The sequence below is a fragment of the Arthrobacter sp. 210 2 genome, assembly GCF_059093025.1.
Genome location: NZ_JBNHIE010000015.1, coordinates 47849 through 72479, shown reverse-complemented (window position 1 = coordinate 72479; position 24631 = coordinate 47849). Strand labels below are relative to the sequence as shown.

Below are 24631 nucleotides of genomic sequence, written 5' to 3'. Positions count from 1 at the left end.
CCGAAAATCTCTGCCCGGGCGCTTCCCCGTCGAACAAAAGTTCCTGTCTTTCCCTGGGGGCCGCCCGGCGCTCTTCGTTTATGGGGTCATTCGGGGATGCCCCTTTACGGCGTCCTGCCGGTCCGCGGGCGCAGGAGCAGGGCCGCCACCACTCCCCCGGCCGCACCGCCCAGGTGGGCCTGCCAGGAGACGAAGCCGGCCACGATGGGCAGGACTCCCAGAAGGATGCTTCCGTAACCCATGAAGAGGACCACGGCCAACAGGATTTGGCGCCAGCTCCGGTTGAAGAAGCCGCGGACAAGCAGGAATGAAAACAGCCCGAAGACGAGGCCTGACGACCCCACGGTGATGCCGCCGTCGCCGATCAGCCACACGGTAAGGCCGGATCCCAGCCAGCTGAATGCCAGCGCCGTCAGGAACACCCGGAGGCCCGAGAGGAACACCAGGAAGCCAAAGATGATCAGCGGCAGGCTGTTGGACAGCAGATGGTTCAGGTTCGCGTGCAGGAGCGGAAACGTGAAGATGTCCAGCAGCCCGTCGGCGCTGCGCGGCCGAAGGCCGAACGTGCTGTTCAGCGAACGCAGCATCACCATGTTGAACAGCTCGATAACAAACAACAGGACCACGAAGGCGCCCAATACCAGAAGGCCGCCTTTGGCCCTTGCGGCCACGGTCTGCCGCTGCCCGAAACCCATCAGTCCGGCCATGACGCGTCCTAGTGCACCACGATTGGCTGGAAGCCTTCGGCACGGAGCGCGCTGAGGACCTGCTCACCGTGCTGGTGGCCCTTGGTTTCGAGGTTCACCGTGATGGAGACGTCCCCCATGCTGATGGAGCCACCTACCCGGGTATGGTCAAGGCCCGTCACGTTGGCATCGTTCTCCGCAATGATCCTGGCGATGGTGGCCAGTGAACCCGGGCGGTCGTCCAGCATCATGCGGACGGTCATATAACGCCCCGCGGCGGAAAGGCCGCGCTGGATGACCTTGAGCATCAGCATGGGGTCGATGTTGCCGCCGGAGAGAACCACTGCGGTGGTTCCGGGATTTTCGATTTTGCCGTCCATGAGTGCTGCCACTCCTACGGCCCCGGCGGGTTCCACCACCATCTTGGCCCGTTCCAGCAGGAAGATCAGCGCACGGGCCAATGAGTCTTCGCTGACGGTTACCACGTCATCCACCAGTTCGCGGATGATGCTGAACGGCAGCTGGCCGGGACGCCCCACGGCAATGCCGTCCGCCATGGTGGACACCTTCTTCAGGGGTACCAGCGCGTCAGCCGCCAGCGACGGCGGGTAGGCTGCGGCGTTTTCCGCCTGGACGCCAATGATGCGGATTTCCCGGCCCAGCTCCTTGGCCCGCGCCTTGATGGCGACGGCGACACCGGCCAGCAGCCCGCCGCCGCCGACGCCCATCAGGACCGTGTCCACGTTGGGCACCTGTTCCAGGATCTCAAGGCCCAGGGTGCCCTGGCCGGCAACAACATCCACATTGTCAAAGGGGTGGACGAACACCGTGCCGGTCTCGTTGCTGTAGCGTTGGGCTTCCGCGAGCGCTTCGTCGACATTGTGGCCGTGCAGGATCACTTCGGCGCCGTGGCTGCGGGTGGCAGCAAGCTTCGGCAGCGCGACGCCCAGCGGCATGTAAATGCGGGCTTTGATGCCCAGGCTCTTGGCGGCCACGGCCACGCCTTGGGCATGGTTGCCGGCCGATGCCGCCACCACTCCCCGCTTCTTCTCCTCCGGGGACAGCCGGGCCATGCGCACGTAGGCGCCCCGGACCTTGAACGATCCTGCCCGCTGCAGGTTTTCGCACTTGAAGTACACGTCGCCGCCCACCATGGCCCCCAGGGCCCTGGACGATTCCACAGGCGTGCGCGCAATAATCCCGTCAAGCAGCTTCTGCGCCTCCAGGACATCGTCCAGTGTGACGGGAAGGGTTTCAAGGATGTTCACGGACTATTCTCCTCTGGATTCGTCCCCGGTGCCCCGCTCCGCTGAGGTGCGGGCATCGGGATGTTCTGCTGTCGTGCCGGTAACGGCGTCCCTGCCGCGCTGGATCGGCTCCGGCGGCTCGACGTGCTTAATCGTGTTGTCCGCCGGCGCGCCAGCCACCAGCGGCGTTGCCGGCACCTGTTCATGTTCCCACGTTCTGGCGGCAATGTAGCGAATGGCGGAATTTGCGACGGCGAGGATGGGCACCGAGAACAGGGCGCCGGGGATTCCGGCCAGGTAGGAACCCGCGGCCACGGAGAGGATGACGGCCACCGGGTGCAGCGCCACGGCCTTGCCCATGACGAGGGGCTGCAGGATGTGGCTCTCCAGTTGCTGGACCAGCAGCACGATGGCCAGCATGATCAGGGCGTTCACCGGGCCGTTGGCCACCAGGGCCAGCAGCACGGCGATGGCGCCGGTGACCAGGGCACCAACAATCGGAATGAACGAGCCTATGAACACCAGCACGCTCAGCGGAAGCGCCAGCGGAACGCCGATGATGGCCGCTCCCACGCCGATGCCCACCGCATCCACGAACGCAACGAACATCTGGATGCGGGCGTAGCTCACCATGGATGACCAGCCCTTGCGCCCGGCCCCAAACGTTGCGGCCCTGGCCTTTTTGGGAAGCAGCCGCACCAGGAACGCCCAGATCCGGTCCCCTTCCAGGAGGAAGAAGATCAGGACAAAGAGCGCAAGGATGAGTCCCGCGGCAAAATGCCCTGCAGTGCTGCCGAAGGAAAGGGCCCCGCTGAGGATGCTGCTGCTGTTGTCCTGCAGCGCGGTACTTGCTTCCTGCAGGTACTGGTCAATCTGGTCTGCGGTCAGGTGGAGGGGCCCCTCTGACAGCCAGTCCTGGATCTGCCTTATTCCGGTCAGCGCCTCGGACCAGAGTTCCCCGAAACCGACGATGAGCTGCCTGCCCACCAGCGCCAGCGCTCCCGCAATCAGGCCCAGGAAGCCCAGCACGGTGATGGCTACGGCCAGGCCTGCCGGCACCCGGTCGCGCTTGAGCCACCCCACCACCGGGTTCAAGAGGCCGGCCAACAGAGCGGCCACCATGACGGGGATGATGAGGAAGCTGATCCCCCTCAGGAGCCAAACCAGGGCCCCACCCACCAGGAGGATGAGTCCAAGCCGCCATGCCCACGATGCGGCGATCCGGATTCCATAGGGAATGTCCTGGTCCAGTTCACGGTCCGTACGAACCCTCAACGGCGGCACGGCAGCAGGCTGTTGCTGCAATGGGGATGGGCTGGTGGGCGGTACGGGATCCCCGGTTGGCGTCATAGCCTAATACTTCCCCAGCCGTCCCCTAATGGGAAACTGCTATCCGGCCCTACCAGGGCTGTAGTCAATTCCCCACTCAATGGTGAAGGATTCGCCCGGCGCCAGCCAGCGGAGGCCGTCGCCGGAGTTGAAGGCGTTGGCAGGTCCGGTCATGGGTTCGACGGCGACTGCGCGGCTGCGGCCGGGGTACAGGGTGCTCACATAGACGTGGACATATCCGCACGCTTCGTCCTGCCAGAGGCTCACGCTCTGCCCGTCAGCCGAGGCAAGGGTGTGCCGGGCTTTGCCTGCTTCACGCTGCAGGTCCGTGAGGGCAACATCAACACTGAGGTCGGCGATGTGCTTGCCCGCCCGGAAGTCCGTGTCCCCCTCTACGGGAGCGCTGCTGCGGGGAATGAGGCGTTCATCTGTCAGTAGCTGGGTTTCGGCGGCAACGGTCAGCACCAGTTCCTCGATGGGCGTGTCACCCAGGCGGAGGTACGGGTGGGCGCCCAGGACAAAGGGGGCGGAAGCTTTGGCGTGGTTGGTCAGGGTCTGGCGCACCACCAGCCCCAGGTCATCGTTTATCAGGTACTGGACGCGGTGCCGCGCCAGGAAGGGGTAGCCGTGCTGCGGAAAGATGGTTGCCTCCAGGGAGACGGAGTGCTGCGACTCGTCTACCAGAGCGTAGGCGGCATTGCGGAGCAGGCCGTGGCTTGCGTTGTTCCGGCCCACTTCGGTGATATCCAGCTGCTGCTTCTTGCCATCAAGGAACCACGTTCCGTCCTCCACCCGGTTGGCCCACGGCGCCAGCGTAATTCCCGTTGCGCCGGGCGGGATCTGGTCATCTCCGTAAGTCTCCGTCAGGAGCACATTACCCCTGGTGAACGAGCGGAGGCCGGCGGCAAGTTCGGTGACTATAGCCAACGCATCACCGCGCCGGAGCTCGTACTGCCGGCCCGTTGCGTAGGCCTGGGTGCTGGAACCGGCAAGGGAATCCTGGGAGGAAGTCGATGTCATGGGCATTACCGTACCCCGGCCAAGGTGGCCGTTCCAGCCCAATATGTTGTCTTTTGTTGTTAACTATTCTTTTTTGAGCGAATGTGCGACACTTTTTCTATGACAGGGACTACCAGCACCAGACTTTCGGACGGCCGGGAGCTGATTTATTTCGATGACGCCGGCACCAGCACCTCGCGGGCAGCCGAGTTCACCACCGACCACCGTGGCCTGCCTCCGCGCGGTGAGCCGGGAGAAGTCCGCTTCGATGCTTTGACAGAAGAATGGGTGGCCGTCGCGGCCCACCGGCAGTCCCGTACCCACCTCCCTCCCGCAGACCAGTGCCCCATCTGCCCCACCACCGGCAGCAACCCCTCGGAAATTCCGGCTGCCGATTACGATGTGGTGGTCTTCGAGAACCGCTTCCCGTCCCTCGGCCCGGCCGTCGGCCCCGTCCCGGACCAGGCCACGTGGGGAACAAAGGGTCCGGCCTACGGCCGCTGCGAGGTGGTGTCCTTTACGCCGGAGCACACAGGTTCCTTCAGCGGGCTCAGCGAGGTTCGCTCCCGTACGGTAATCGAGGCCTGGGCACAGCGGACCGCCGCCTTGAGCGCATTGCCCGGGATTAAACAGGTATTCCCGTTTGAAAACCGTGGCGCGGATATCGGTGTCACTCTGCACCATCCCCACGGCCAGATCTACGCCTACCCCTATGTCACTCCCCGGGCGGGCGTCCTCGGCGCAGCTGCACGCAAGTTCTACGAAGCGCAGGACGGCCGGGAAACCCTGACCGGCTCGCTGCTGAGGGCAGAGCGCGAGGATGGCAGCAGGATGGTCATGGAAGGTGAGAACTTCAGCGCCTACGTCCCCTTCGCGGCCCGCTGGCCGCTGGAAATCCATCTGGTTCCGCACCGCCACGTTCCGGACCTGGCGGCCCTGAGCGGCGAAGAGAAGGATGAACTGGCGCGCGTCTACCTCGACCTGCTCAAACGCCTGGATGCCCTGTATCCCACTCCCACGCCGTACATTTCCGCCTGGCACCAGGCTCCCCTGGAGCCGGCGCTGCGCGCTGCGGGCTATCTGCACCTGCAGCTCACGTCACCCCGGCGTGCTGCCGATAAGCTGAAGTACCTTGCCGGTTCGGAGGCAGCGATGGGCGCTTTCATCAATGACACCACACCGGAAAGCGTGGCCGAACGCCTGCGCGCCGTGTCCGTTCCGCCGTCCGCCGCCTTCCCGGCCGTCCTGGCCGCCGCGCCCGAAGGAGCCCGCGCGTGAGCACCACACCTGATCCCCTCGCCGCCGCAGCCGGCACCCCGGACCTCGCCGCCCGGTTCACGCACGAGTTCGGAAGCGCTCCTGCCGGCATCTGGCAGGCACCGGGGCGCGTCAACCTGATCGGGGAGCATACGGACTACAACGACGGCTTTGTCCTGCCTTTTGCCATCGACCGCACTGCCCGGGTGGCCGTTGGAGTGCGCTCCGATTCCACGGCCCGGCTGCTGTCCACCTACGGCGACCAGGGCATTGTCACCACCACGCTTGATTCCCTCGAGCCCGGCTCCGCCAAGGGCTGGACAAAGTACCCGCTCGGCGTCATCTGGGCGCTCCGCAGGCGCGGTATCGATGTGCCGGGCATCGACCTCCTGCTGGACTCGAACGTCCCCCTCGGGGCAGGGCTCTCCTCGTCCCACGCCATCGAATGCGCCGTCATCACCGCCCTGAACGAACTGACCGGCGCGGGACTGGAGGCGCAGGAGATGGTCCTGGCCACCCAGCAGGCCGAAAATGACTTCGTGGGAGCCCCCACCGGAATCATGGACCAGTCAGCGTCACTGCGCGGTTCGCAGGGCCATGCGGTGTTCCTGGACTGCCGGGACCAGACCGCCCGGCTGGTTCCCTTCGAGACGGAGCCCGCCGGCCTGGTATTGCTCGTCATCGACACAAAGGTTTCACACTCGCACTCTGACGGCGGCTATGCCTCGCGGCGTGCGTCATGCGAGCTCGGTGCCCAGGTCCTGGGTGTCAAGGCACTGCGTGATGTACAGGTGGGAGACCTGGAGGAAGCCAGCGGACTCCTGGACGAAGTGACGTTCCGGCGGGTCCGGCATGTTGTCACCGAAAACGACCGGGTCCTCCAAACCGTGGAACTTCTCGCGGAGCAGGGCCCGTCAGCCATCGGACACCTGCTGGATGCGAGCCACGCTTCCATGCGCGACGACTTTGAAATCTCCTGCCCCGAGCTGGACCTCGCCGTGGACACGTCGCGGGCCAGTGGCGCACTTGGCGCCCGGATGACCGGCGGCGGTTTCGGTGGAGCGGCGATCGCGCTCACCCCTGCCGGCTCCGAGCAAAAGGTGCGCGACGCCGTCGTACAGGCCTTTGCCCGGGCGGGCTTCACGGCACCGGACATTTTCACGGTTTCGCCTGCCGCGGGTGCCACGCGCATCGCGTGAGGCGCCAAGACACTGGCGCAGGAACTAATGAAGGCCCCACCGTGAGGTGGGGCCTTCATTGTTAAGGAACAGACGACGACGGCGGCGCCGCCTGGGTGCTAGTCGTCCCCGCGCAGGATGGCCAGCAGGCGGATGATCTCCACGTACAGCCAGACCAGCGTGACGGTCAGGCCGAAAGCGGCCGTCCAGGAGAAGCGCTGCGGAGCACCGCTGCGGACGCCGGCCTCAATGCTGGTGAAGTCCATGACCAGCGAGAAGGCCGCGAGGCCGATGGCCAGGATGCCGATGGCGATGCCGATGATGCCACTTCGCAGCCCGAACGGCTCAGTGGTCAGACCCGTCATCATCATGACGAGGTTCACCACGGAGAACAGCGCGTAGCCAACAATGGCGATCATAAAGAACTTCATGGCCTTTGGCGTGGCGCGTACCTTGCCGCTCTTGAAGAGGAGGAGCGTCACGGTGAAGACGGACAGCGTGCCGAGGACGGCCTGAAGCCCCACTCCCGGGTACATGGTGTCCAGGACCCGGGTGAGGCCGCCGAGGAAGAGGCCTTCCAGGCCTGCATAAGCAAGGATCAGCGCCGGTGAAGGCTGCTTCTTGAACGTGTTGACGAGGGCCAGAACGAAGCCGCCCAAGGCGCCGACGATCATGAGGAGTGACGCGAGGCCCATGCTGACGAACATTGTCACCGCGGCGCCGACGAGCAGCACGCCGAGGCAGGCTGCGGTCTTGACGATGACGTCGTCGAAGGTCATCCGGCCGGTATCCGCCGGGCCTGCAGCAGGCTGGTTGTACATCTGCTGCAGCTGTTCGTCGGTCATGTTCTGCGGCTGGGCGTTCCAGCCCTGCTGGCCGTATGCAGGCTGGCCGTAGGGAACCTGGCCATAGGGCTGCTGGCCGTAAGGCTGTCCATAAGGGGCCTGGCCGTAGGGAGCGTTGCCGTAGGGAGCCTGCGGGACAGGCGGTGCCTGGGTGGCTCCACGGAAGCTCTTTCCGTTGAAGATCGGGTTGCCGCCAAGTGCCATTGCGGGATTCCTCCATTGTGGGTGTGATGTGAACCTTAAGGTTTACGCTACCAATTTCCACGTCGATGCACCCTTGAAAGTTCCCGAATTCATCCCGGTGCAATGCAACCGTGACCCTGTTCTCGGCAGGAGCAGCTGCCCGTGTGGATCAAACGGGCTCGGAGGCTGCCCGGAAAACACCGTGACTCAACAAAGGTTTCTTGGGGAGTTCCGCCCGCTGCTGCCGTAAAGGGCTGCACAGTTGTTATCCGATCGCTACCATCAACGCCCTGACCAAGGCATTTGCGGGTTCTTGCGCGCTGTAGCATAAGCCAAGCAGGGTGACGGAACTCACACGCGTGACGGCGCCGGGCCAGATGGCGCCTCCCAACCTTGCATCCGTTCGCAGCGGCTGCAACGGCGCAGCCGGGACCGCCCCCAAGTGGAGGTTATCAATTTGAGAAGTACACCCCAAGGCCTGCCGGCAAGAGGACGCCGAGGGTTGCTGAGACTGTTGGGAGCCATCAGTGCTTCCATCCTGGCAATCCTCCTGGTGGCCGCCCCGGCGTCCCAGGCCACTTCCCCGTCACCGACACCATCCCCGTCGAACCAGACCTTCCAGAACAACATCAGTGGATTCCTCCGCGATGACACCCGCGCTCCCCTGGCGGACGTGACCATCACCGCAACAAAGGGCGACTTCACGGGCACTGCCAAGTCAGCGGCGAATGGCTCCTGGAACATCGGCGTACCCGAACAGGGCACGTACACCGTTGAGCTGGACGAATCCACCCTGCCTGAAGGCATCACGCTGGCCGAAGGCCAGGAAAACCCGCGCGATGTCACCTTCAGCCAGACCTCCAACCTGTCGGTGATCTTTGCGTTTGGCAAAGGCATCGTGGTCCAGCAGCAGGACTTTGGACAGAACCTCCTCAACCGCCTTGTGGCGGGGTTGAGCTTCGGGCTCCTCCTCGCCCTGGCTTCAGTTGGGCTGTCGCTGATTTTCGGCACCACGGGCCTGACCAACTTCGCCCACGGCGAGATGGTGACGCTGGGTGCGGTTCTGGTGTTCGCGTTCAATGCCATCGGCCTTCCGTTCTGGCTGGCACTGATCCTGTCCCTGCTGGGCGGCGGCCTGTTCGGGTACGCCCAGGACAGGGGCTTGTGGCGGCCGCTGCGTCGGCGCGGTACAGGCCTCGTACCCATGATGATCGTCAGTATCGGCCTCGCCCTGGCCGTCCGCTACGTGATCCAGTTCTACTTCGGCGGCGCCACCCAACAGCTGCCGTTTGCCCAGAGCCCCGAAATCCAGCTGGGCCCGGTATCCATCTCGCCCAACAACCTCTGGTCGCTTGGCATCAGCGCAGTGGTGATCGCACTCATCGGCATTGTGCTGCTCAAGACCAGGCTCGGCAAGGCCACCCGTGCCGTGGCGGACAACCCCGCACTCGCCGCGGCCTCGGGCATCGATGTGGACGGCGTGATCCGGCTGGTATGGATCACCGGCGGCATGCTCGCATCCCTTGGCGGCATCCTGTGGGCCTACTACCGGCCCGGCGTCACCTTCGATATGGGCTCCGCCATCCTCCTCCTGATCTTCGCCGGGGTCACCCTCGGCGGACTCGGAACCGTCTTTGGCGCACTGATCGGGTCCATCATCGTGGGCATCTTCGTGGAGCTGACAACCGTGTTCGGCCTCGCCGCCGACCTTAAGTACGTGGGAGCGCTGTTCATCATGATCGTTGTCCTCTTGTTCCGGCCACAGGGAATCCTGGGCCGACGCGAGCGCGTGGGTTAGGAGACAGCCATGGATTTTGGATTCATTCTTGCCAGCGCTGCCAGTGAAATTTTCAGCCCGACAACGGCCGCCTATGCACTGGCTGCCCTGGGCCTCGCCGTGCACTTCGGCTATTCCGGCCTGCTGAACTTTGGCCAGGCCGGCTTTATGGCGGTGGGGGCCTACGGGTTTGCCATCTCCACCCTGACCTTCGGCGTGCCGTTCTTCGTTGGGCTGCTGATTGCCATCATCGCCTCGGCAATCTTTGCCCTGCTGCTCGGTATCCCCACGCTGAGGCTCCGGGCAGACTACCTGGCCATCGTTACCATCGCGGCCGCGGAAATTGTCCGGTACATCGTCACCACCAACCAGCTCACATCCGTGACCGGTTCCGCCAACGGTCTGGCGGCGTTCGAAGGCGGCTTCTACGCCATGAACCCCTTCCCCGAGGGCTCCTACTTCGGCATGAACAACCGCGACTTCTTCATCCGCGTAGTGGGCTGGGCACTGGTTGCCCTGTGCTGCACCCTCGTGTGGCTGTTGATGCGCAGCCCCTGGGGCCGTGTCCTGAAGGGCATCCGCGAGGATGAGAACGCTGTACGGTCCCTGGGCAAGAACGTCTACGCCTACAAGATGCAGGCACTGATCATCGGCGGTGTGCTCGGAGCCCTCGCAGGCATGATCTTCACCCTTCCCCGCGGAGCAGTGCAGCCGGCGAACTACGGCACCGAGCTGACGTTCTTCCTCTATACGTGCCTCCTCCTGGGCGGCCTGGGCACCGTCCTTGGCCCCGTCATCGGCGCCATGATCTTCTGGGTTGTCCTGTCACTGACCCAGGGCATCCTGTATGGCCTGATCGAGTCGGGCGCCGTCACGTGGCTGAACACCGTCCAGGCGGGACAGCTGCGCTACATCCTGGTTGGCGTCGCCCTGATGCTGCTGATGATTTTCAGGCCCCAGGGCGTCTTCGGAAACAAGAAGGAGCTGGCGTTCGCATGAGCATGCACAGCGAAGAACGAACAACTGCCGGCGGGGGCGAGCCGGATTACATGACAGACAACCGGCCCATCGCGGCCGGCGAAACCGGTCCCGGGTGCAAGAAGCGGGATCCCATTGTCGTCGCGGAGAACGTGACGCGAAGCTTCGGCGGCATCAACGCCGTGGACGTCGAATACCTAGAAATTCCCCGGCACAAAATCACGGCACTGATTGGTCCCAACGGTGCAGGCAAAACCACCCTCTTCAACCTGCTCACCGGATTTGATACGCCCAACAGCGGCAAGTGGCAGTTCGAGGGCCAAAGCATCGCCGGCGTATCGCCCTACAAGGTGGCACGCATGGGCATGGTGCGCACTTTCCAGCTCACCAAGGTCATGGGCAAGTTGACGGTCATGGAAAACATGCGGCTCGGCGCCTCCAACCAGCCCGGTGAACGCCTTTCCAAGGCCCTTTTCAAGGGCATGTGGGGCGGCCGCGAGAAAGAGATCACCGCCCAGGCCAACGTCCTGCTGGAGAAGTTCAAGCTCGACGCCAAAAAGGATGATTACGCGGCCTCCCTTTCCGGCGGCCAGCGCAAGCTTCTGGAGATGGCGCGGTCCCTCATGGTCCGGCCCAAGCTGGTGATGCTGGACGAGCCCATGGCAGGCGTCAACCCGGCGTTGACGCAGTCGCTGCTGGACCACATCAAGAACCTGAAGGCTGAGGGCATGACTGTCCTGTTCGTCGAACACGACATGCACATGGTCCGGCACATCGCGGATTGGGTTGTGGTCATGGCGGAAGGAAAAGTCGTCGCCGAAGGTCCACCCGGCGAGGTGATGAAAAACCCTGCCGTCATCGACGCCTACCTGGGCGCCCACCATGACGTCGACCTCGGCGACTCCGAGGGCATCAAGGAGCTGGCTGCCGAACTGGTAGCTGACGAAGAGTCCGTCGTGGGAACCGCAAACGCCGGAATCATCTCCCTGGACGTTGTGGCTGACGAGGCTGAAAACCAGCGGAGGCGTGGCGTCCCGGAGGGCGAAGCGTCCGGCGGCCGGCATGGAAGTACGGACAGGGACATCAGCGGGAAAGACCGCACAGAGAGGGACAGCCAATGAGCAGCAGCACCAGCGCGGCATCCGCCGCCCAGCCCGTTTCCGACGGCGGGGCCGTGGTCAAGGTCACGGACCTCGTGGCGGGTTACCTGCCCGGCGTCAACATCCTCAATGGCTGCAGTATCGAGGCCCGCAAAGGGGAGCTGATCGGCATCATCGGACCGAACGGCGCAGGCAAGTCAACACTCCTGAAGGCCATGTTCGGCCTGGTGAAGGTCCATTCGGGGACGGTCGTGGTCCGCGGGCAGGACATCACGGGGCTGAAGGCAAACAAACTGGTCTCCCGTGGAGTGGGCTTCGTCCCGCAGACCAACAACGTGTTTGCCACGCTGACCATCGAGGAGAACCTCCAGATGGGCATGTTCCAGAGGCCCAAGGACTTCGCCGAGCGGTTCGACTTTGTCACCGGCCTGTTCCCTGAGCTTGGAAAGCGCCGTGCCCAGCGGGCCGGGTCGCTCTCCGGCGGCGAGCGGCAGATGGTGGCGATGGGGCGGGCCCTGATGATGGATCCGGCCGTGCTGCTGCTGGACGAACCTTCCGCAGGCCTCTCCCCCGTCAAGCAGGACGAGACGTTCCTGCGCGTGCACGAGATCAACCGTGCCGGCGTGTCCGTGATCATGGTGGAACAGAACGCCCGCCGCTGCCTGCAGATCTGCGACCGCGGCTACGTCCTGGACCAGGGCCGGGATGCCTACACCGGCACCGGCCGTGAACTGATGAAGGACCCCAAGGTCATCCAGCTCTACCTGGGTACCCTGGCCGACACCGTCGAGTAGCGCCGCACATCACAACACAAGGGAGCCCCCGTCCGGTTGGACGGGGGCTCCCTTTGGTTCAGGAAGGATTCCTAGAGCTTGCCGAACTCTTCCTTGACTGCGGTGTACTTGTTGTCATCCTGGTACTCGTAGATGCCGATGTAGGCTTCCGTCGGGTCGCCGGCGTCGGAGAAGGTGACGGGTCCGGACTGGCCGTCGTAGTCGGCGTCCTTGCCCTCACGGATCAGCGTGACGCAGGCTGCGAAGGAGGTGCACTTCTCGCCGCCCTCGGAGACTTCCTTGAGCTTGCCGGCGATATCCACGCCCTTGGTGCTTCCGGCGGATTCCGCTGCCAGTGCGATGAGGTTGACGGCGTCGTAGGACTCGCCTGCGTAGCTGTAGTCCTTCAGTGCCGGGTCAATGGCCAGCAGCTTCTTCTTGAACTCCTCCTGGGCAAACGTGCCCGGGATGGTGCCCCGCGCGCCCTTCAGGGTGCCCGGCTGGAAGTCCTTGCTGTAATCGGACGTATTGCCGTCCACGAGGAACATCTGGGTGGGCAGGACACCCTTGCCCGTCATCAGCGGAACGATGCTCTTGGCCTGGTCGAACGTGATCAGGGCGATGGCGTCAGGCTTCGCGGCGATGATCTTGTCCACCTGGCTGCTGAACTGGGTGTCACCCTCATTGAAGAGCTCCTCCGCCACAACCTGGCCGCCGGCAGCCTCGAAGGCGGACTTGACGTTGGACGCCAGGCCCGTGCCGTAGGCATCGTTCAGGACGATCATGCCAACGGTCTGCGCACCACATGTAGCCATGTAGTTGCCCAGCACCTTGCCCTGGAGGACGTCGGAGGGAGCCGTACGCCAGTACAGGCCCTTGTCGTCCCAGGTGGTGAAGTCCGGCGAGGTGTTGGCCGGCGAGAAGTGAACGACGCCGGCGCCGGTGATCTGGTTGATGACCGTCTTGGAGACGCCGGAGGACGCGGCACCGATGATGGCGCTGACGCCCTGGCCCAGCAACGCGGACGTGGACTGGGTGGCGATGTCGGTCTTGGTGTCACCGGAGTCGCGGTGGATCACTTCGATCGGCTTGCCCAGCACGCCGCCGGCCTTGTTGACCTCATCAACACCAAGGTTGACGCCGGCAATTTCGGGCGGGCCGAGGAAGGCCAGGGATCCCGTGGTGGGCAGCAGTGAACCCAGCCGAAGCGGGGTTTCGGTGGTGCCGGTGGAAGCCGGGACGGAGCCTGATTCCGCAGTCTGGCTGGCGGCTGCGCCTCCGCCGCCTTCAGGCGCCGGGCAGGCGATTCCGCCCGCTGATCCGGTGGCGGTTTCGGACGCCGTTGGTGTGGACGAACCGCCGCAAGCCGTCACCATGAAGGCGACGCCGATGCCAAGCGCTGTCAGCTTGGCAACACGGGTTCCCGCCTGGGGGAATAAAGTCATTTACAAGCTCCTCGATCTAAAGGTGCGAACGGCCTTTGACGCGAAAAATCAGGTGTTCCTGATTTAGCTTCAAGCTAATGCATATCCCCGGCGAAGATAAGTGACTGAGGTCACATCCTTATAACAGTCGTTGCATATGTGGAATTAAACGGGGGAAGCCGCCCGCAGCGCGGACGGCTTCCTGCCCAGGCAGCGCCTTGGCCGCCGGCATCTCCTAAGTACCCCAGGTGGGACTCGAACCCACAACACGCGGATTTTAAGTCCGCTGCCTCTGCCAATTGGGCTACTGGGGCAACGGGTCAATGGTATCCCGTCAGAGGAGCATGAACGGTTCGGCATACCGGAACGTCCCGTGGACGCCGCCGGGCCAGAGGGCGAGCGGCAGGAGCTGGAAGTGGTCCCCCCACACGGCTTCCGGTGACTGCACGCCAAAGGAGGCTGCGGGAACAAACCCGAACCGGGAGTAGTAGTCAGGGCTGCCCAGCAGGGCGATCCCGCTCTCCCCCGCAGCATTCGCCCGGGCGATGGTCTCCTTCATCAGTGCTGAACCTATCCCCTGCCGCTGCAGCCTGGGAGTTACGGCGATGGGGCCGAGTCCCAGGAGTTCGTGCTTTCCCACCCAGCCGCGGGTGCTGATTACGTGGCCAACGATTTCCCCGTCCAGGACTGCCACCACGCTGAACCCGGGGAGGTACTCCTTGGCATCGAAGAGTGCATGAAGCACTTTCACTTCCACCGGCTCGCCCTCTGCCGGCAGTCCCGTGGCCGGCGATATGGCGAAGGCTTCAGCGGTCAGGGCCAGGATGGCATCGCGGTCCTCCGGAGTTTCGTTCCGCAGCAGCAGTTCGGGCCGGGGCACACCACTATATTGCGCCGAGAGCTCGGCCAGCACTTCAAGGGCCCGGGGTGCGTCAGCCACCGGCACCAGGAGGTGGTCATGGTGGAAACCGGCCAGGACATTGCAACTGATCCTTGCGTCGGTCAGGGCTTTGCTGACGGCGGCGGTCAAACCCACCGCTTCAAGGGCCGAGTGGATCTCCAGCGTGATCCACGCGCCCACGAAGTCGTAGGCCAGTCCCTGCCTGTCCGCCTCGGCCCGGGGCAGCACCACAGTGAGGCCTTCCGCTTCGCGTACTGCCGCCTCAACGCCGCCTGCCAGCGGGCGCCCGTGCGGCCAGAGGACGTAGACGTACTCCCCGCCTCGCTGTACGGGCCGCATTCCGGCCAGCAGGGTCTGCAGGTTCCTATCGCCAGTCATGAGGCCAGTCTAAGAGGCAGGCCAGGCGGCAACGGGACATCTTCCCGTGCACAAACAAAACGGCGGCCGCCCCCGCAAGGGGACAGCCGCCGTCGGGCGTCGAGAACTACTTGGCCGGGGCCGTGACCGTTTCCTTCGATTCAACGGCGGTGGATCCGCCGCCGGTCGCGGGGGCGGCGGGGGCTGCAGGCGCAGCAGCTGCGGGCTTGGGAGCCGGCGTGGCGGCAGCAACGAAGGCGCCGCGCGGGTTGTCCAGGTCCATCAGCTGGGTGGTGTCGCGTCCGGCGAAGAAGCTGATGATCCAGTTGAAGATCACGCGGAACTTGCGCTCGAACGTGGGCATGGCCATGCCGTGGTAGCCGCGGTGGGCCAGCCAGGCGAGTCCGCCCTTGAGGCCGATGCTGCCCACCAGGTTGATGTTGGCGACGCCCTTCCATTCACCGAAGCCGGCCACAGCACCGAGGTTCTTGTGCTTGTAGTCCTTCAGCTGCTTCTCCCACCGCGAGGCCCACAGGTTCTTGGCGAGGCGCTTGGCCTGGCGGAGTGCGTGCTGGGCGTTGGGGACGCAGGTGCCGTCGGGCAGGCCCTTGCCTGTGAGGTCCGGAACAGCGGCGATGTCGCCGGCTGCCCAGGCGTTGTCCACGATGCCTTCATCGCCGGCAACGCGCAGGTCCGGGAGGACGCGGACGCGGCCGCGGGGCTCCAGCGGGAAGTCGGTGGAGCGGACCATGGGGTTGGCCTGCACGCCGGCAGTCCACACGAGGGTGTCTGCTTCGAACTCCTGGGCGGGGGTCTTGTCCGGCAGGTTGATGAGCTTGAGGGTGCCTTCGGCGCTGTCCAGCGAGGTGTTCAGCAGGACCTCGATGCCGCGGCTGCGCAGGTGCTCCACAACCCATTCGGCCTGCTTGGCGGTAACCTCGGGCATGATGCGGCCCATGGCTTCAACCAGGACGAAGCGGACTTCCTCCTGCTTGATCCGGGGGTTGTTGCGGACTGCGGCGCGGGCCAGGTCCTCCATCTCGGTGATGCATTCGATGCCGGCGAAGCCGCCGCCCACCACCACGAAGGTGAGTGCCTTGGCGCGGGCAGCGGGGTCGGTCATGGTGGAGGCAACCTCGATGCGCTCCAGGACCTTGTTGCGCAGGGCAACGGCTTCCTCGATGGTCTTCAGGCCAATGCCCTTGTCCGCGAGGCCCTTGATGGGGAAGGTGCGGGTGATGGCACCTGCGGCCAGGACGACGTCGAAGTAGGGAACCTCGAAGTTCTCGCCGCCGTCTGCCGGAGCCACAACCGCGGTGCGGTTGGCGTGGTCGATCGAGGTGACGCGGCCCTGGATCAGTTCGGTCTGCTTGAGGTGCTGGCGGTGGGACACAACCGCGTGGCGGGCCTCGATGTTGCCGCCTGCTACCTCGGGGAGGAAGGGCTGGTACGTCATGTAGGGCAGTGGATCCACGAGGGTGACGATGCCACCGGCATTCGCGATCTTCTTCTGCAGTTTGAGTGCTACGTACAGGCCGACGTACCCGCCGCCGACGACGAGTACCCTGGGACGGTCCTGGAGCTCTGGGGTGGTTGCCATAGTTTAAGGATAGCGCAGTTTGTGAAAATCTTCACTAACTGCGGGAAGGACCCCTATTGTTGCGTTTTCCCGCCCGAATCCACCTTTTCGATGACGCCTGTTTCCTGCTCCTCCGCAGCCAGTGCCGGGTCCCTGGCCGCCCGCCGCAACTGGACAACCGCTGCCGCAATGATCGCCACGAACAGGAGGGCGAATCCGATCACGACGGCGGCGCCGATGGCACTGTCCCGCTGCGAGGGCGCCTCCGCGGCAGGCACGGTAGCTTCCGGAAGCGTCGGCACCGCGCTGGGCACAGCAGCCGTGGGCAGCGGGGCGGGAGTGGCCAGGTTGCCCCGCCGGTGGACACGGATCCATTCGGCGATGGAGCCCAGCGGGTTGCCCTTGGCTTCGGGGACCTCGTCCTTGAGCGCGGCCTCGGCGTTCAGGACGCCGAATCCGTACAGGGGATCCTTGCCCGGCGCTCCGGCGTCCCTGGCCGTGGAAACGATGCGGTTGATGACCTGTTCGGCGGACATGGCAGGCCACTTGGAGCGGATCAGAGCCGCGACTCCGGCCACGATGGGGGCGGATCCTGAAGTCCCCGCCCACTCGGCGTAGCTGCCGCCGGGCATGCCGCCCAGGAGGTTCTCGGCCGGCGCGGCGACGCCGATGCTGATGCCTTGGGACGATGCATCAACACTTGCGGCCCCCTTGCGGTCCAGCCCTGCGACGGTGAGGACCCCGGGGATGGTGGCCGGCGCACCCACCTGGGTGTTTCCGCCGATCCGGTTGCCGGCCGCGGCAACGATCACCACGTCCTTTTGTTCTGCATACAGGAAGGCTGCATCCCAGCTTTGCGGCCACTGCGGTGTGGTGCTGCCGAGCGAGATGTTGATGACCTTGGCACCGTTGTCCACCGCCCAGCGGACGGCTTCCGGAATCTGGTCCTGGTCGCTTTTCCCGGAAGGATTCGGGGAACCCAGCCAGGTCGATACCGAGAGGATCTGTGCCTCCGGGGCAACGCCCATGATTCCGTCCGGAGCCACCGGCGCCGGCCCGGGGGTGGCGGTGGGCGTGGCGTTTGCAGGCTGGTGTCCGCGGCCGGCGAGCATGGTGGCCACCAGGGTGCCGTGTTCGGGCTTGATGCCGACGCTTTTCTGGCCGTCGGGCTGGCCCGAGCCGGAAGCGTCGTAACCGCCTGCCACCGCTCCCTTGAGGTCCGGGTGCTGGGCGTCCACGCCGCTGTCGATGATGGCTACTTTAACGCCGGCGCCCTTTGACACCTCCCACGCCTTGTTGATGCCGGATTCCGCCAGCCAGTACTGCTTGTCCCGCCATTCGTCGGCGTGCGCTGCGGGCGGAGTGAAGAGTCCGGTACAAAGGCAGCAGGCAGCGAGGACCAGGGCAAGCGCCGCCGATCCGGTTTTCTGCAGCATGGGTTTCGTGGAAGGCTGCATCTAAAATCAGCCGATGCTCAGGGCGATGCCGTCGAGGATGTCGTGCTCGCTGGCCGTTGCCGTGGTGATCCGCCCGCCGCTGAGCCCGCCCATCCGTTCCAGGATCCTGCGCCAGACCAGGCCGCCCGCCCCAATGACGTCCACCCGTCCCGGGTGCATGTACGGCAGCGCGGCCCGCTCCGAGCGGACCATTTCCAGAAGGTCTGTGGAGGCGGCCCGCACGGTGTCGATGGGCAGCTCGGTGCCGTGAATCGCGTCCGGCGAGTATTCCGGCAGCTTCATAGCGTGCGCTGTGATGGTGGTGATGGAGCCGGCAACGCCGACGACGGCGGTGGCGCGTTCCAGCGGAACGTCCTGTCCGGCGCGGGCGATGGCAGCGTCCACGTCGGCTTCCGCCGCTGCTATCTCTTCGGCGGTGGGCGGATCGTTGCGCAGGTGCCGTTCCGTCAGGCGGACACATCCGATGTCCACGGATTTGGCCGCGGTGACTCCTCCTGCGGTGCCCAGGACGAACTCGGTGCTTCCGCCGCCGAGGTCCACCACCAGGACTTCGTGGCCATCCAGGATGGGCAGGACGCTGCTGGCTCCGGCAAAGGACAGCGCGGCTTCCTCGTCGCCGGAAATCACTTCCGGCTCCACTCCCAGCAGGTCGCGGATGCCGTCCACGAAAACGTCCCGATTCCGGGCATCCCTGCTGGCAGACGTTGCCACGAAGCGGACAGCTTCGGCGCGGTGTTCGCGGATCAGCTGCGCGTAGTCGGCTGTCGCCGCGAACGTTCGCTCGAGTGCTTCGGGGGCGAGCTCGCCGGTGGCGTCAACGCCCTCGCCAAGGCGCACCACCCGCATCTCGCGTACTACATCCGTGAGGGTGCTGGTGCCCTCGCTGCGGTCGATATCCGCGATGAGGAGGCGGATGGAGTTGGTGCCGCAGTCGATGGCGGCCACCCGGGTGGTTCCGGCGCGGGTCATTGTTGTGCCTCGGCAGGGTTGGCGGACTTGCGGACAGGTGCGGGGCGCCCCACGATGTCCGGCAGGCCCTGCGGTCCGTGGCGGCTGAGGTCCCGTGAGGGTGCCACGCCGGTGGTGTCCCAGGCGCCGTCGCAATAGCATTTGTCCGCGGTCCACCATTCCCGGATCTGGAGCAGCGCCTCGTCACCCAGCGGATTGACCCCCGGGCCGGCCGCCAATGAATGGCCCACCAGGACGTGGAGGCATTTGACGCGCGTGGGCATGCCGCCGGCGGAAATTCCGTCGATTTCGGGGACAGCGCCGATGCCCGAGCGCTGGCCGATAGCGTCGCGCGCGGCCAGGTAGGCGTCGTGGGCGGATCGGTAGGCGGCAGCGAGTTCAGCGTCAGCAGTCAACTGCCCGTTCATGTCGTTCATGACACCGGCCGCCTCGAGCCGGGACACCGCGGAGGTGATGACCGGATGTGTGAGGTAGAACGTGGTGGGGAACGGGGTGCCGTTACTCAGGCGCGGAGCGGTGGCCGCCACGAGCGGGTTGCCGCAGACGCAGCGCGCAGGAATCTCCACCACGTCACGCACCGGCCGTCCCAGCTGCCGGCTCAGTACTTCAAGGTCATGCGGTGATGGTTGGCGGGATTCCTCCCGGGCGGCTGCCGTGTTGTGTTCCACTGTCGCGGGCCGTCCTTCCTTTTGCGGTTCAGTCTGTGGCCGCGCGCGTAATGGACTCCCACAGGGAATCCACCCACGGCAGATCGGCGGGGTCTTGTGCTGCTGCGCCGGACTGGCCACTGGTTTCCCCGGCGGGCACATCGCTGCCAAAAACCCAGTAGCCGGTTTCGCCCGGCATAACCATGTTAATGCGGTCGCGGGCCTGCTGTTTCACGTAGTTCGGGTCCTGCCAGCGGGAAACCTGCTGGCGCAGCACGTCCCCTTCAGCTTCACGGGCGGCGATGTCGGCGTTCAGGGCGTCGATCTCAGCCTTCTTGTCGAAGAAGATCTTGACGGTGGGCGCCAGCATGACGGTGATGGCAATCATCACCACGGCCAGTGCCAGCATCCGGCCCGAAAACGCCTTCGCCGGAACGGGGTGCTGGTCCTCCCCGGCGGCAGGTTCCCCCGCGCCGGCGGCCGCGCTGCTCCCCTTGCCCCCGGCCGGAGCTCCGGCCTTGGGGCGGGATCCGGCAGTGACTGAACCGGCCTTCCCCGTCGAGGCGCTGCCGGTCGCGGCGCCGCCCGCCCTGCCGGCATGGACCTCCTGCCCCGCCTTGTCCTTGCCGGAGCGGAAGTCCGCCTGGATGATTTCGGCGCCGTCGGAGGTTTCCCTGGCTTGGCGGGTGGGGGCGACCTTGGGGACTTTGGGACGGCGGGTAGCCATGACACTCCTGAAACAGCAACGGTGGCTATGGTCTTTCAACCATAGCCACCGTTTGTTGGCTTACGCGGCTACTAGCCCTTGAAACGCGGGAACGCGCTGCGGCCTGCGTAGCGTGCGGCGTCGTCGAGTTCCTCTTCGATGCGCAGAAGCTGGTTGTACTTTGCAACGCGCTCGGAGCGTGCCGGTGCGCCGGTCTTGATCTGGCCGGCGTTGGTGGCCACCGAGATGTCGGCGATGGTGGTGTCCTCGGTCTCGCCGGAGCGGTGCGAGGTGATGGTGGTGTAACCGGCGCGCTGGGCCAGGCTGACGGCGTCCAGGGTCTCCGTGAGGGAGCCGATCTGGTTGACCTTGACCAGCAGGGAGTTGGCGGTCTTGGTGTCGATGCCTCGCTGCAGGATGGAGGGGTTGGTGACGAACAGGTCGTCACCAACCAGCTGGACCTTGTCACCGATGGAGTCGGTGAGGGTCTTCCAGCCGTCCCAGTCGTTTTCGTCCAGCGGGTCCTCGATGGAGACCAGCGGGTAGTCGGCAACGAGTTCGGTGTAGTAGGCGCTCATCTCGGCGGAGGTCAGCGACTTGCCTTCGAACTGGTAGGCACCGTCGGTGAAGAACTCGGAGGAGGCAACGTCCAGGGCCAGGGCGATGTCCTTGCCCGGGGTGTAGCCGGCGTTCTTGATGGCTTCCTGGATCAAGTCCAGTGCTGCACGGTTGGACGGCAGGTTCGGTGCGAAGCCGCCTTCGTCGCCCAGGCCGGTGGCCAGGCCCTTTTCCTTCAGGACGGACTTGAGGGCGTGGTAAACCTCAACGCCCCAGCGCAGGCCCTCGGAGAAGGTCTCGGCACCCAGCGGGACAACCATGAATTCCTGGATGTCGACGTCGGAGTCGGCGTGCGAGCCGCCATTGAGGATGTTCATCAGCGGGACCGGCAGGACGTGGGCGTTGGGACCGCCCAGGTACTTGTAGAGGGGCAGGTCGGCGGAAGCTGCGGCCGCGTTGGCCACGGCCAGGGAAACGCCCAGGATGGCGTTGGCGCCCAGCTTGCCCTTGTTGGGGGTGCCGTCCAGGTCCAGCATGGCCTGGTCGATGCTGCGCTGGTCGGTGGCGTCGAAGCCGGTCAGGGCCGGAGCGATCTGGTCGATGATCGCGTCAACGGCCTTCTGGACGCCCTTGCCGAGGTAACGGCCCTTGTCGCCGTCACGCAGTTCAACGGCCTCGTGCTCGCCGGTGGAAGCGCCGGAGGGAACTGCTGCGCGGCCGATCTGGCCGTCGGAGAGCAGAACTTCAACTTCTACGGTCGGGTTGCCACGGGAATCGAGGATCTCGCGGGCGTGGATGGCATCGATAAGCGCCATGAATTTGCTCCTTATGGGCGATTAACGGGGGGATCTTGCAGAAAGACTCGACGTACTCGTCAGAGACCAGCGTAGTCGAGAGTGGTGCGGGTTACGGAAACCTATCCAGCCACTGCGTCATGATGATGCGGTGTTGGGCTTACGGTGCCCCCTGCTGGTAGCGGCGCACGGCGCCACGCAGGGCGCGCTCTGCGTCGAATCCGGCAGCGTGGGCTGAACGCACGACGGCGAGGAGCTGCTCCCCGAGCTCGTCCTCCGTTTCCGGAATGGGAGCCGGAGGAGGCAACGGCGCGCCCGCGCGGGCCGCCCGGTCCACGGACTTCTGTGCCCGTGCCAGTGCCGGGAGCGCCTGGGGAATCCCCTCGAAGGGATTGGTGCGGGCCGGATGCTCCGCCCGCTTGACCGCGTCCCACTTACGGACAATCTGGTCAACGGTCGCGGGAAAGCTGTCCTGCAGCGAGCCGTCCGGCCGGAAGACATGCGGGTTCCGGCGGACCATTTTGGCTCCCAGGCCGCGCGCAACGTCGTCGAACGTAAAGGCCCCTCGCTCCTCGGCGAGCCGGGCGTGCAGCACCACCTGGAGCAGGACATCGCCCAGCTCGCCCTGGAGTTCGGCGTCGGGATTCCCGGTCTCGATGGTTTCGGCTACTTCATAGGCCTCCTCAAGGAGGTATTCCACCAGCGAGGCGTGGGTCAGCGCTCCCATCCAGGGACAGTGCTCGCGCAGGGCCGCGATCTTCCCCAGCAGCTCCTCCAGCGCCGAACTGCCTGGCGCCTCCCCGATGGAGGAGCCGCCGGCGGCATTGTCAGCCAAGGTTGGCGTAGGCGTCGTTGATGTACTCCACCAGCGCCTCCTTCTCCTCCAGGGGCAGGAAGGAAGCCTCGGCGGCGTTCAGGGTGAGCTCGAGCAGGTCGTCAAGGTCGTAGTCGAACGTTTCCACCAGGAGGTCGAACTCGTCCGTGAGGGTGACGCCGCTCATCAGCCGGTTGTCGGTGTTGATGGTGACGTTGAAGCCCAGCTGGTAGAGCATGTCCAGGGGGTGGCTGTCGATGCCGTCGCCGAAGGCGGCGATGGCACCGGTCTGCAGGTTCGAGGAGGGGCAGATCTCCAGTGCGATGCCGCGGTCGCGGATCCAGCTGGAGAGATCCCCCAGGGTGACCAGGCCGACGGTGTCCTCGGCGTCGTCGTCGAATTCCACCATGATGTCCTCGGCGATCCGGACGCCGTGTCCCAGCCGCAGCGCGCGGCCGTCCACCAGTGCGGACTGGATGCTTTCCAGCCCGGCGGCCTCGCCGGCGTGCACCGTAGCGGGGAAGTTCTGCTGTGCCAGGTACGTAAAGGCATCCTTGAAGCGGGACGGCAGGAAGCCGTCCTCTGCCCCGGCGATGTCGAAGCCCACGGCACCCTTGTTGCGGTGGCGGACGGCGAGCTCGGCGATCTCCTGGCCGCGGTCAGCGTGGCGCATGGCGGTGATGAGCTGGCCCACCTGGATTTCGCGGCCGCTCTCCCCTACTGCTTCGACGCCGGCTTCGAGGCCTTCCTGGACTGCTTCCACGGCCTCGTCCAGCGTGAGCCCCTTCTGCAGGTGCTGTTCGGGAGCCCACCTCACTTCGCCGTACACCACGCCGTCATCGGCAAGGTCCTCGACGAATTCCTTGGCCACCCGGACCAGGCCTTCGCGCGTCTGCATGACGGCAACGGTGTGGTCGAACGTCTCCAAATAGCGGACCAGGGAACCTGAGTCGGCAGACTCGCGGAACCACTGGCCCAAGGCAACGGGATCGGTCGAGGGGAGGGTGTGGCCAACGGCCTCAGCCAGTTCGATGATGGTGGCTGGACGCAGGCCCCCGTCCAGGTGGTCGTGAAGTGAAACCTTGGGCAGGCTCTTCAGGTCAAAATCGAGGGCAGGGGCAGCGTCAACAATAGGCTCAGTCACGTTCCCACCTTAGGGTGGGCCGGGACTCAAAGCCAGCCGCTGTCAGGCTGCCGGTCCGCCGTCTGCGGACGGGGCGAGAATCGTTGACCCGCCCTTGCCGTCACGCGCGCCGGACGGGCCGCCGTCGAGCCATTCGTCCACTTCTTCGGCGTCGTTGCGCGCAAGATGCTTATGCCACCAGCGAAGCAGGTGGTCGATGAGGATGCCCAGGACGATGGCGAACACTACGGCGATGCCGGCACTGAGCAGCGGGTTGTGGTGCAGCCAGGGGAAGGAGCTGGCCAGCAGGCCAATGCCGATGGAGTAGCCCACCCACGTGACGCAGGCAAAGGCGTCCAGCAGGAAAAAGCGGCGGTGGCCAAAGCCCGTGCTTCCGGCAACATAGTTGACAGCCACCCGGCCCCAGGGGATGTAGCGGGCGGTGAAGATCAGCACGGCCCCGCGCTTGTCCAGTTCATAGCGGGCCCAGCCGAAGGCCTTCTTGACCTTGGGACGGCGCATCCATTTCCAGCGGTCCAGCCCGATCCGGCGTCCCAGCATAAAGGCCATGTTGTCGCCGGCGATGGCGCCGATCAGGGCGGTTGTTCCGAGGATCCACAGGTTGGGTTCCCCGCTGTGCCTGGAGAAGGCCGCGAGGGCCACGATGAGGGTTTCGCTGGGGACCACCATCGCGAAGCCGTCCACGAAGAAAAACACCAGCAGGATGGGGTAAATCCACCACTGGCCCGCTGCATGGAGCACGGCCTCATTAATAAACTCCACGCGGTCTTGCTCCTAGACAAAGATGACGCAGCCAAAGCGACGCTGCCATAGCGGAAATCGTTCCTAAGTGTCCCACGGCCGGGGCGTCGTTCGCTACGCCCCGGCCCCGGGAACACCCACCTCACGGTATCGGGGAAGACGCCGCGGCATCATCGTCCCTGCGGGTG

22 protein-coding genes and 1 tRNA gene are annotated in these 24631 nt (G+C 65.2%); 6 read left to right on the top strand and 17 right to left on the bottom strand.

The genetic code is table 11. The features are described from left to right. Positions 1-104: 104 nt before the first annotated feature. From AC5RWA_RS20765 to AC5RWA_RS20750, 4 genes are read right to left on the bottom strand one after another with little or no spacing between them, the layout of a single operon-like run. A complete protein-coding gene (locus AC5RWA_RS20765) occupies positions 105-707 on the bottom strand; it encodes a rhomboid family intramembrane serine protease (protein WP_079595699.1) in 603 nt (200 codons plus the stop codon). An 8-nt stretch (positions 708-715) separates the two neighbouring features. Continuing rightward, a complete protein-coding gene (gene ilvA, locus AC5RWA_RS20760; protein WP_079595700.1) occupies positions 716-1954 on the bottom strand; it encodes a threonine ammonia-lyase in 1239 nt (412 codons plus the stop codon). A 3-nt stretch (positions 1955-1957) separates the two neighbouring features. Continuing rightward, positions 1958-3283, bottom strand: a complete 1326-nt coding sequence (locus AC5RWA_RS20755; protein WP_275731293.1) for an AI-2E family transporter — start codon at positions 3281-3283, stop codon at positions 1958-1960. Between the two features lie 39 nt (positions 3284-3322). Continuing rightward, positions 3323-4282 carry an aldose 1-epimerase family protein gene (locus tag AC5RWA_RS20750; RefSeq protein WP_494058893.1) on the bottom strand — a complete coding sequence of 320 codons (960 nt, stop codon included), beginning with the start codon at positions 4280-4282 and terminating at the stop codon, positions 3323-3325. A gap of 99 nt (positions 4283-4381) precedes the next feature. Here AC5RWA_RS20750 and galT point away from each other — a divergent pair, with 99 nt between their 5' ends. Both galT and galK read left to right on the top strand, forming a co-directional pair. After that, positions 4382-5539 (top strand): galactose-1-phosphate uridylyltransferase, encoded by a 1158-nt coding sequence (gene galT, locus AC5RWA_RS20745; protein WP_494058892.1) that lies wholly within the window; start codon positions 4382-4384, stop codon positions 5537-5539. Continuing rightward, positions 5536-6717 carry a galactokinase gene (gene galK, locus AC5RWA_RS20740; RefSeq protein WP_494058891.1) on the top strand — a complete coding sequence of 394 codons (1182 nt, stop codon included), beginning with the start codon at positions 5536-5538 and terminating at the stop codon, positions 6715-6717. The genes galT and galK overlap by 4 nt, the downstream gene beginning before the upstream one ends. A gap of 98 nt (positions 6718-6815) precedes the next feature. Here the strand turns inward: galK and AC5RWA_RS20735 are convergent, their stop codons facing one another. Next, entirely contained in the window at positions 6816-7745 is a 930-nt protein-coding gene (locus AC5RWA_RS20735; RefSeq protein ID WP_115524378.1) for a Bax inhibitor-1/YccA family protein, read from the bottom strand. A gap of 481 nt (positions 7746-8226) precedes the next feature. Between AC5RWA_RS20735 and AC5RWA_RS20730 the strand changes: the two genes are divergently transcribed. The 4 genes from AC5RWA_RS20730 to AC5RWA_RS20715 are packed head-to-tail and all read left to right on the top strand — an operon-like array spanning position 8227 to position 12373. Next, positions 8227-9522 (top strand): branched-chain amino acid ABC transporter permease, encoded by a 1296-nt coding sequence (locus AC5RWA_RS20730; protein WP_258868468.1) that lies wholly within the window; start codon positions 8227-8229, stop codon positions 9520-9522. Positions 9523-9531: 9 nt separating this feature from the next. Then, positions 9532-10500 carry a branched-chain amino acid ABC transporter permease gene (locus AC5RWA_RS20725; RefSeq protein ID WP_079595706.1) on the top strand — a complete coding sequence of 323 codons (969 nt, stop codon included), beginning with the start codon at positions 9532-9534 and terminating at the stop codon, positions 10498-10500. Further along, positions 10497-11600, top strand: coding sequence for an ABC transporter ATP-binding protein (locus AC5RWA_RS20720; RefSeq protein ID WP_494058890.1), 1104 nt, complete (start codon positions 10497-10499; stop codon positions 11598-11600). Before AC5RWA_RS20725 ends, AC5RWA_RS20720 begins: the two co-directional genes overlap by 4 nt. Continuing rightward, complete coding sequence (locus tag AC5RWA_RS20715) at positions 11597-12373, top strand: ABC transporter ATP-binding protein (RefSeq protein ID WP_494058889.1); 777 nt, start codon at positions 11597-11599, stop codon at positions 12371-12373. The genes AC5RWA_RS20720 and AC5RWA_RS20715 overlap by 4 nt, the downstream gene beginning before the upstream one ends. 71 nt (positions 12374-12444) lie before the next feature. On the opposite strand, the gene AC5RWA_RS20710 is transcribed toward AC5RWA_RS20715, so the two are convergent. The 12 genes from AC5RWA_RS20710 to AC5RWA_RS20655 all read right to left on the bottom strand — a co-directional run bounded on the left by AC5RWA_RS20710 (position 12445) and on the right by AC5RWA_RS20655 (position 24464). Then, positions 12445-13797 carry an ABC transporter substrate-binding protein gene (locus AC5RWA_RS20710; RefSeq protein WP_079595709.1) on the bottom strand — a complete coding sequence of 451 codons (1353 nt, stop codon included), beginning with the start codon at positions 13795-13797 and terminating at the stop codon, positions 12445-12447. Positions 13798-14016: 219 nt separating this feature from the next. Further along, positions 14017-14090: transfer RNA gene (locus AC5RWA_RS20705), tRNA-Leu, on the bottom strand. A gap of 20 nt (positions 14091-14110) precedes the next feature. After that, entirely contained in the window at positions 14111-15055 is a 945-nt protein-coding gene (locus tag AC5RWA_RS20700) for an N-acetyltransferase (protein WP_494058888.1), read from the bottom strand. A gap of 106 nt (positions 15056-15161) precedes the next feature. Further along, positions 15162-16634, bottom strand: coding sequence for an NAD(P)/FAD-dependent oxidoreductase (locus AC5RWA_RS20695; protein ID WP_494058887.1), 1473 nt, complete (start codon positions 16632-16634; stop codon positions 15162-15164). Positions 16635-16687: 53 nt separating this feature from the next. Then, positions 16688-18049 (bottom strand): S8 family serine peptidase, encoded by a 1362-nt coding sequence (locus AC5RWA_RS20690; protein WP_494058886.1) that lies wholly within the window; start codon positions 18047-18049, stop codon positions 16688-16690. A 27-nt stretch (positions 18050-18076) separates the two neighbouring features. Beyond that, complete coding sequence (locus AC5RWA_RS20685; protein ID WP_494058885.1) at positions 18077-19039, bottom strand: Ppx/GppA phosphatase family protein; 963 nt, start codon at positions 19037-19039, stop codon at positions 18077-18079. After that, entirely contained in the window at positions 19036-19707 is a 672-nt protein-coding gene (locus AC5RWA_RS20680; protein WP_494058884.1) for a DUF501 domain-containing protein, read from the bottom strand. Before AC5RWA_RS20680 ends, AC5RWA_RS20685 begins: the two co-directional genes overlap by 4 nt. A gap of 28 nt (positions 19708-19735) precedes the next feature. Next, positions 19736-20413 (bottom strand): FtsB family cell division protein, encoded by a 678-nt coding sequence (locus tag AC5RWA_RS20675; protein ID WP_494058883.1) that lies wholly within the window; start codon positions 20411-20413, stop codon positions 19736-19738. A gap of 71 nt (positions 20414-20484) precedes the next feature. Continuing rightward, positions 20485-21765, bottom strand: coding sequence for a phosphopyruvate hydratase (gene eno, locus AC5RWA_RS20670; RefSeq protein ID WP_079595716.1), 1281 nt, complete (start codon positions 21763-21765; stop codon positions 20485-20487). Between the two features lie 139 nt (positions 21766-21904). Further along, positions 21905-22471, bottom strand: coding sequence for a MazG nucleotide pyrophosphohydrolase domain-containing protein (locus AC5RWA_RS20665; protein WP_494058895.1), 567 nt, complete (start codon positions 22469-22471; stop codon positions 21905-21907). 100 nt (positions 22472-22571) lie between these two features. Next, positions 22572-23702 carry an adenosine deaminase gene (locus tag AC5RWA_RS20660; protein ID WP_115524389.1) on the bottom strand — a complete coding sequence of 377 codons (1131 nt, stop codon included), beginning with the start codon at positions 23700-23702 and terminating at the stop codon, positions 22572-22574. Between the two features lie 42 nt (positions 23703-23744). Continuing rightward, positions 23745-24464: a DedA family protein gene (locus tag AC5RWA_RS20655; protein WP_079595718.1), complete on the bottom strand. Its 720-nt coding sequence runs from the start codon at positions 24462-24464 to the stop codon at positions 23745-23747. Positions 24465-24631: the final 167 nt, after the last annotated feature.

Coding starts and splice junctions, on each gene's coding strand:
- AC5RWA_RS20695 (WP_494058887.1), bottom strand. CDS start 16,634: ATGGCAACCACCCCAGAGCTCCAGGACCGTCCCAGGGTACTCGTCGTC.
- AC5RWA_RS20700 (WP_494058888.1), bottom strand. CDS start 15,055: ATGACTGGCGATAGGAACCTGCAGACCCTGCTGGCCGGAATGCGGCCC.
- AC5RWA_RS20675 (WP_494058883.1), bottom strand. CDS start 20,413: ATGGCTACCCGCCGTCCCAAAGTCCCCAAGGTCGCCCCCACCCGCCAA.
- AC5RWA_RS20725 (WP_079595706.1), top strand. CDS start 9,532: ATGGATTTTGGATTCATTCTTGCCAGCGCTGCCAGTGAAATTTTCAGC.
- AC5RWA_RS20720 (WP_494058890.1), top strand. CDS start 10,497: ATGAGCATGCACAGCGAAGAACGAACAACTGCCGGCGGGGGCGAGCCG.
- AC5RWA_RS20735 (WP_115524378.1), bottom strand. CDS start 7,745: ATGGCACTTGGCGGCAACCCGATCTTCAACGGAAAGAGCTTCCGTGGA.
- AC5RWA_RS20765 (WP_079595699.1), bottom strand. CDS start 707: ATGGCCGGACTGATGGGTTTCGGGCAGCGGCAGACCGTGGCCGCAAGG.
- AC5RWA_RS20690 (WP_494058886.1), bottom strand. CDS start 18,049: ATGCTGCAGAAAACCGGATCGGCGGCGCTTGCCCTGGTCCTCGCTGCC.
- AC5RWA_RS20715 (WP_494058889.1), top strand. CDS start 11,597: ATGAGCAGCAGCACCAGCGCGGCATCCGCCGCCCAGCCCGTTTCCGAC.
- AC5RWA_RS20710 (WP_079595709.1), bottom strand. CDS start 13,797: ATGACTTTATTCCCCCAGGCGGGAACCCGTGTTGCCAAGCTGACAGCG.
- galT (WP_494058892.1), top strand. CDS start 4,382: ATGACAGGGACTACCAGCACCAGACTTTCGGACGGCCGGGAGCTGATT.
- AC5RWA_RS20665 (WP_494058895.1), bottom strand. CDS start 22,471: ATGGGAGCGCTGACCCACGCCTCGCTGGTGGAATACCTCCTTGAGGAG.
- AC5RWA_RS20750 (WP_494058893.1), bottom strand. CDS start 4,282: ATGACATCGACTTCCTCCCAGGATTCCCTTGCCGGTTCCAGCACCCAG.
- AC5RWA_RS20685 (WP_494058885.1), bottom strand. CDS start 19,039: ATGACCCGCGCCGGAACCACCCGGGTGGCCGCCATCGACTGCGGCACC.
- eno (WP_079595716.1), bottom strand. CDS start 21,765: ATGGCGCTTATCGATGCCATCCACGCCCGCGAGATCCTCGATTCCCGT.
- AC5RWA_RS20755 (WP_275731293.1), bottom strand. CDS start 3,283: ATGACGCCAACCGGGGATCCCGTACCGCCCACCAGCCCATCCCCATTG.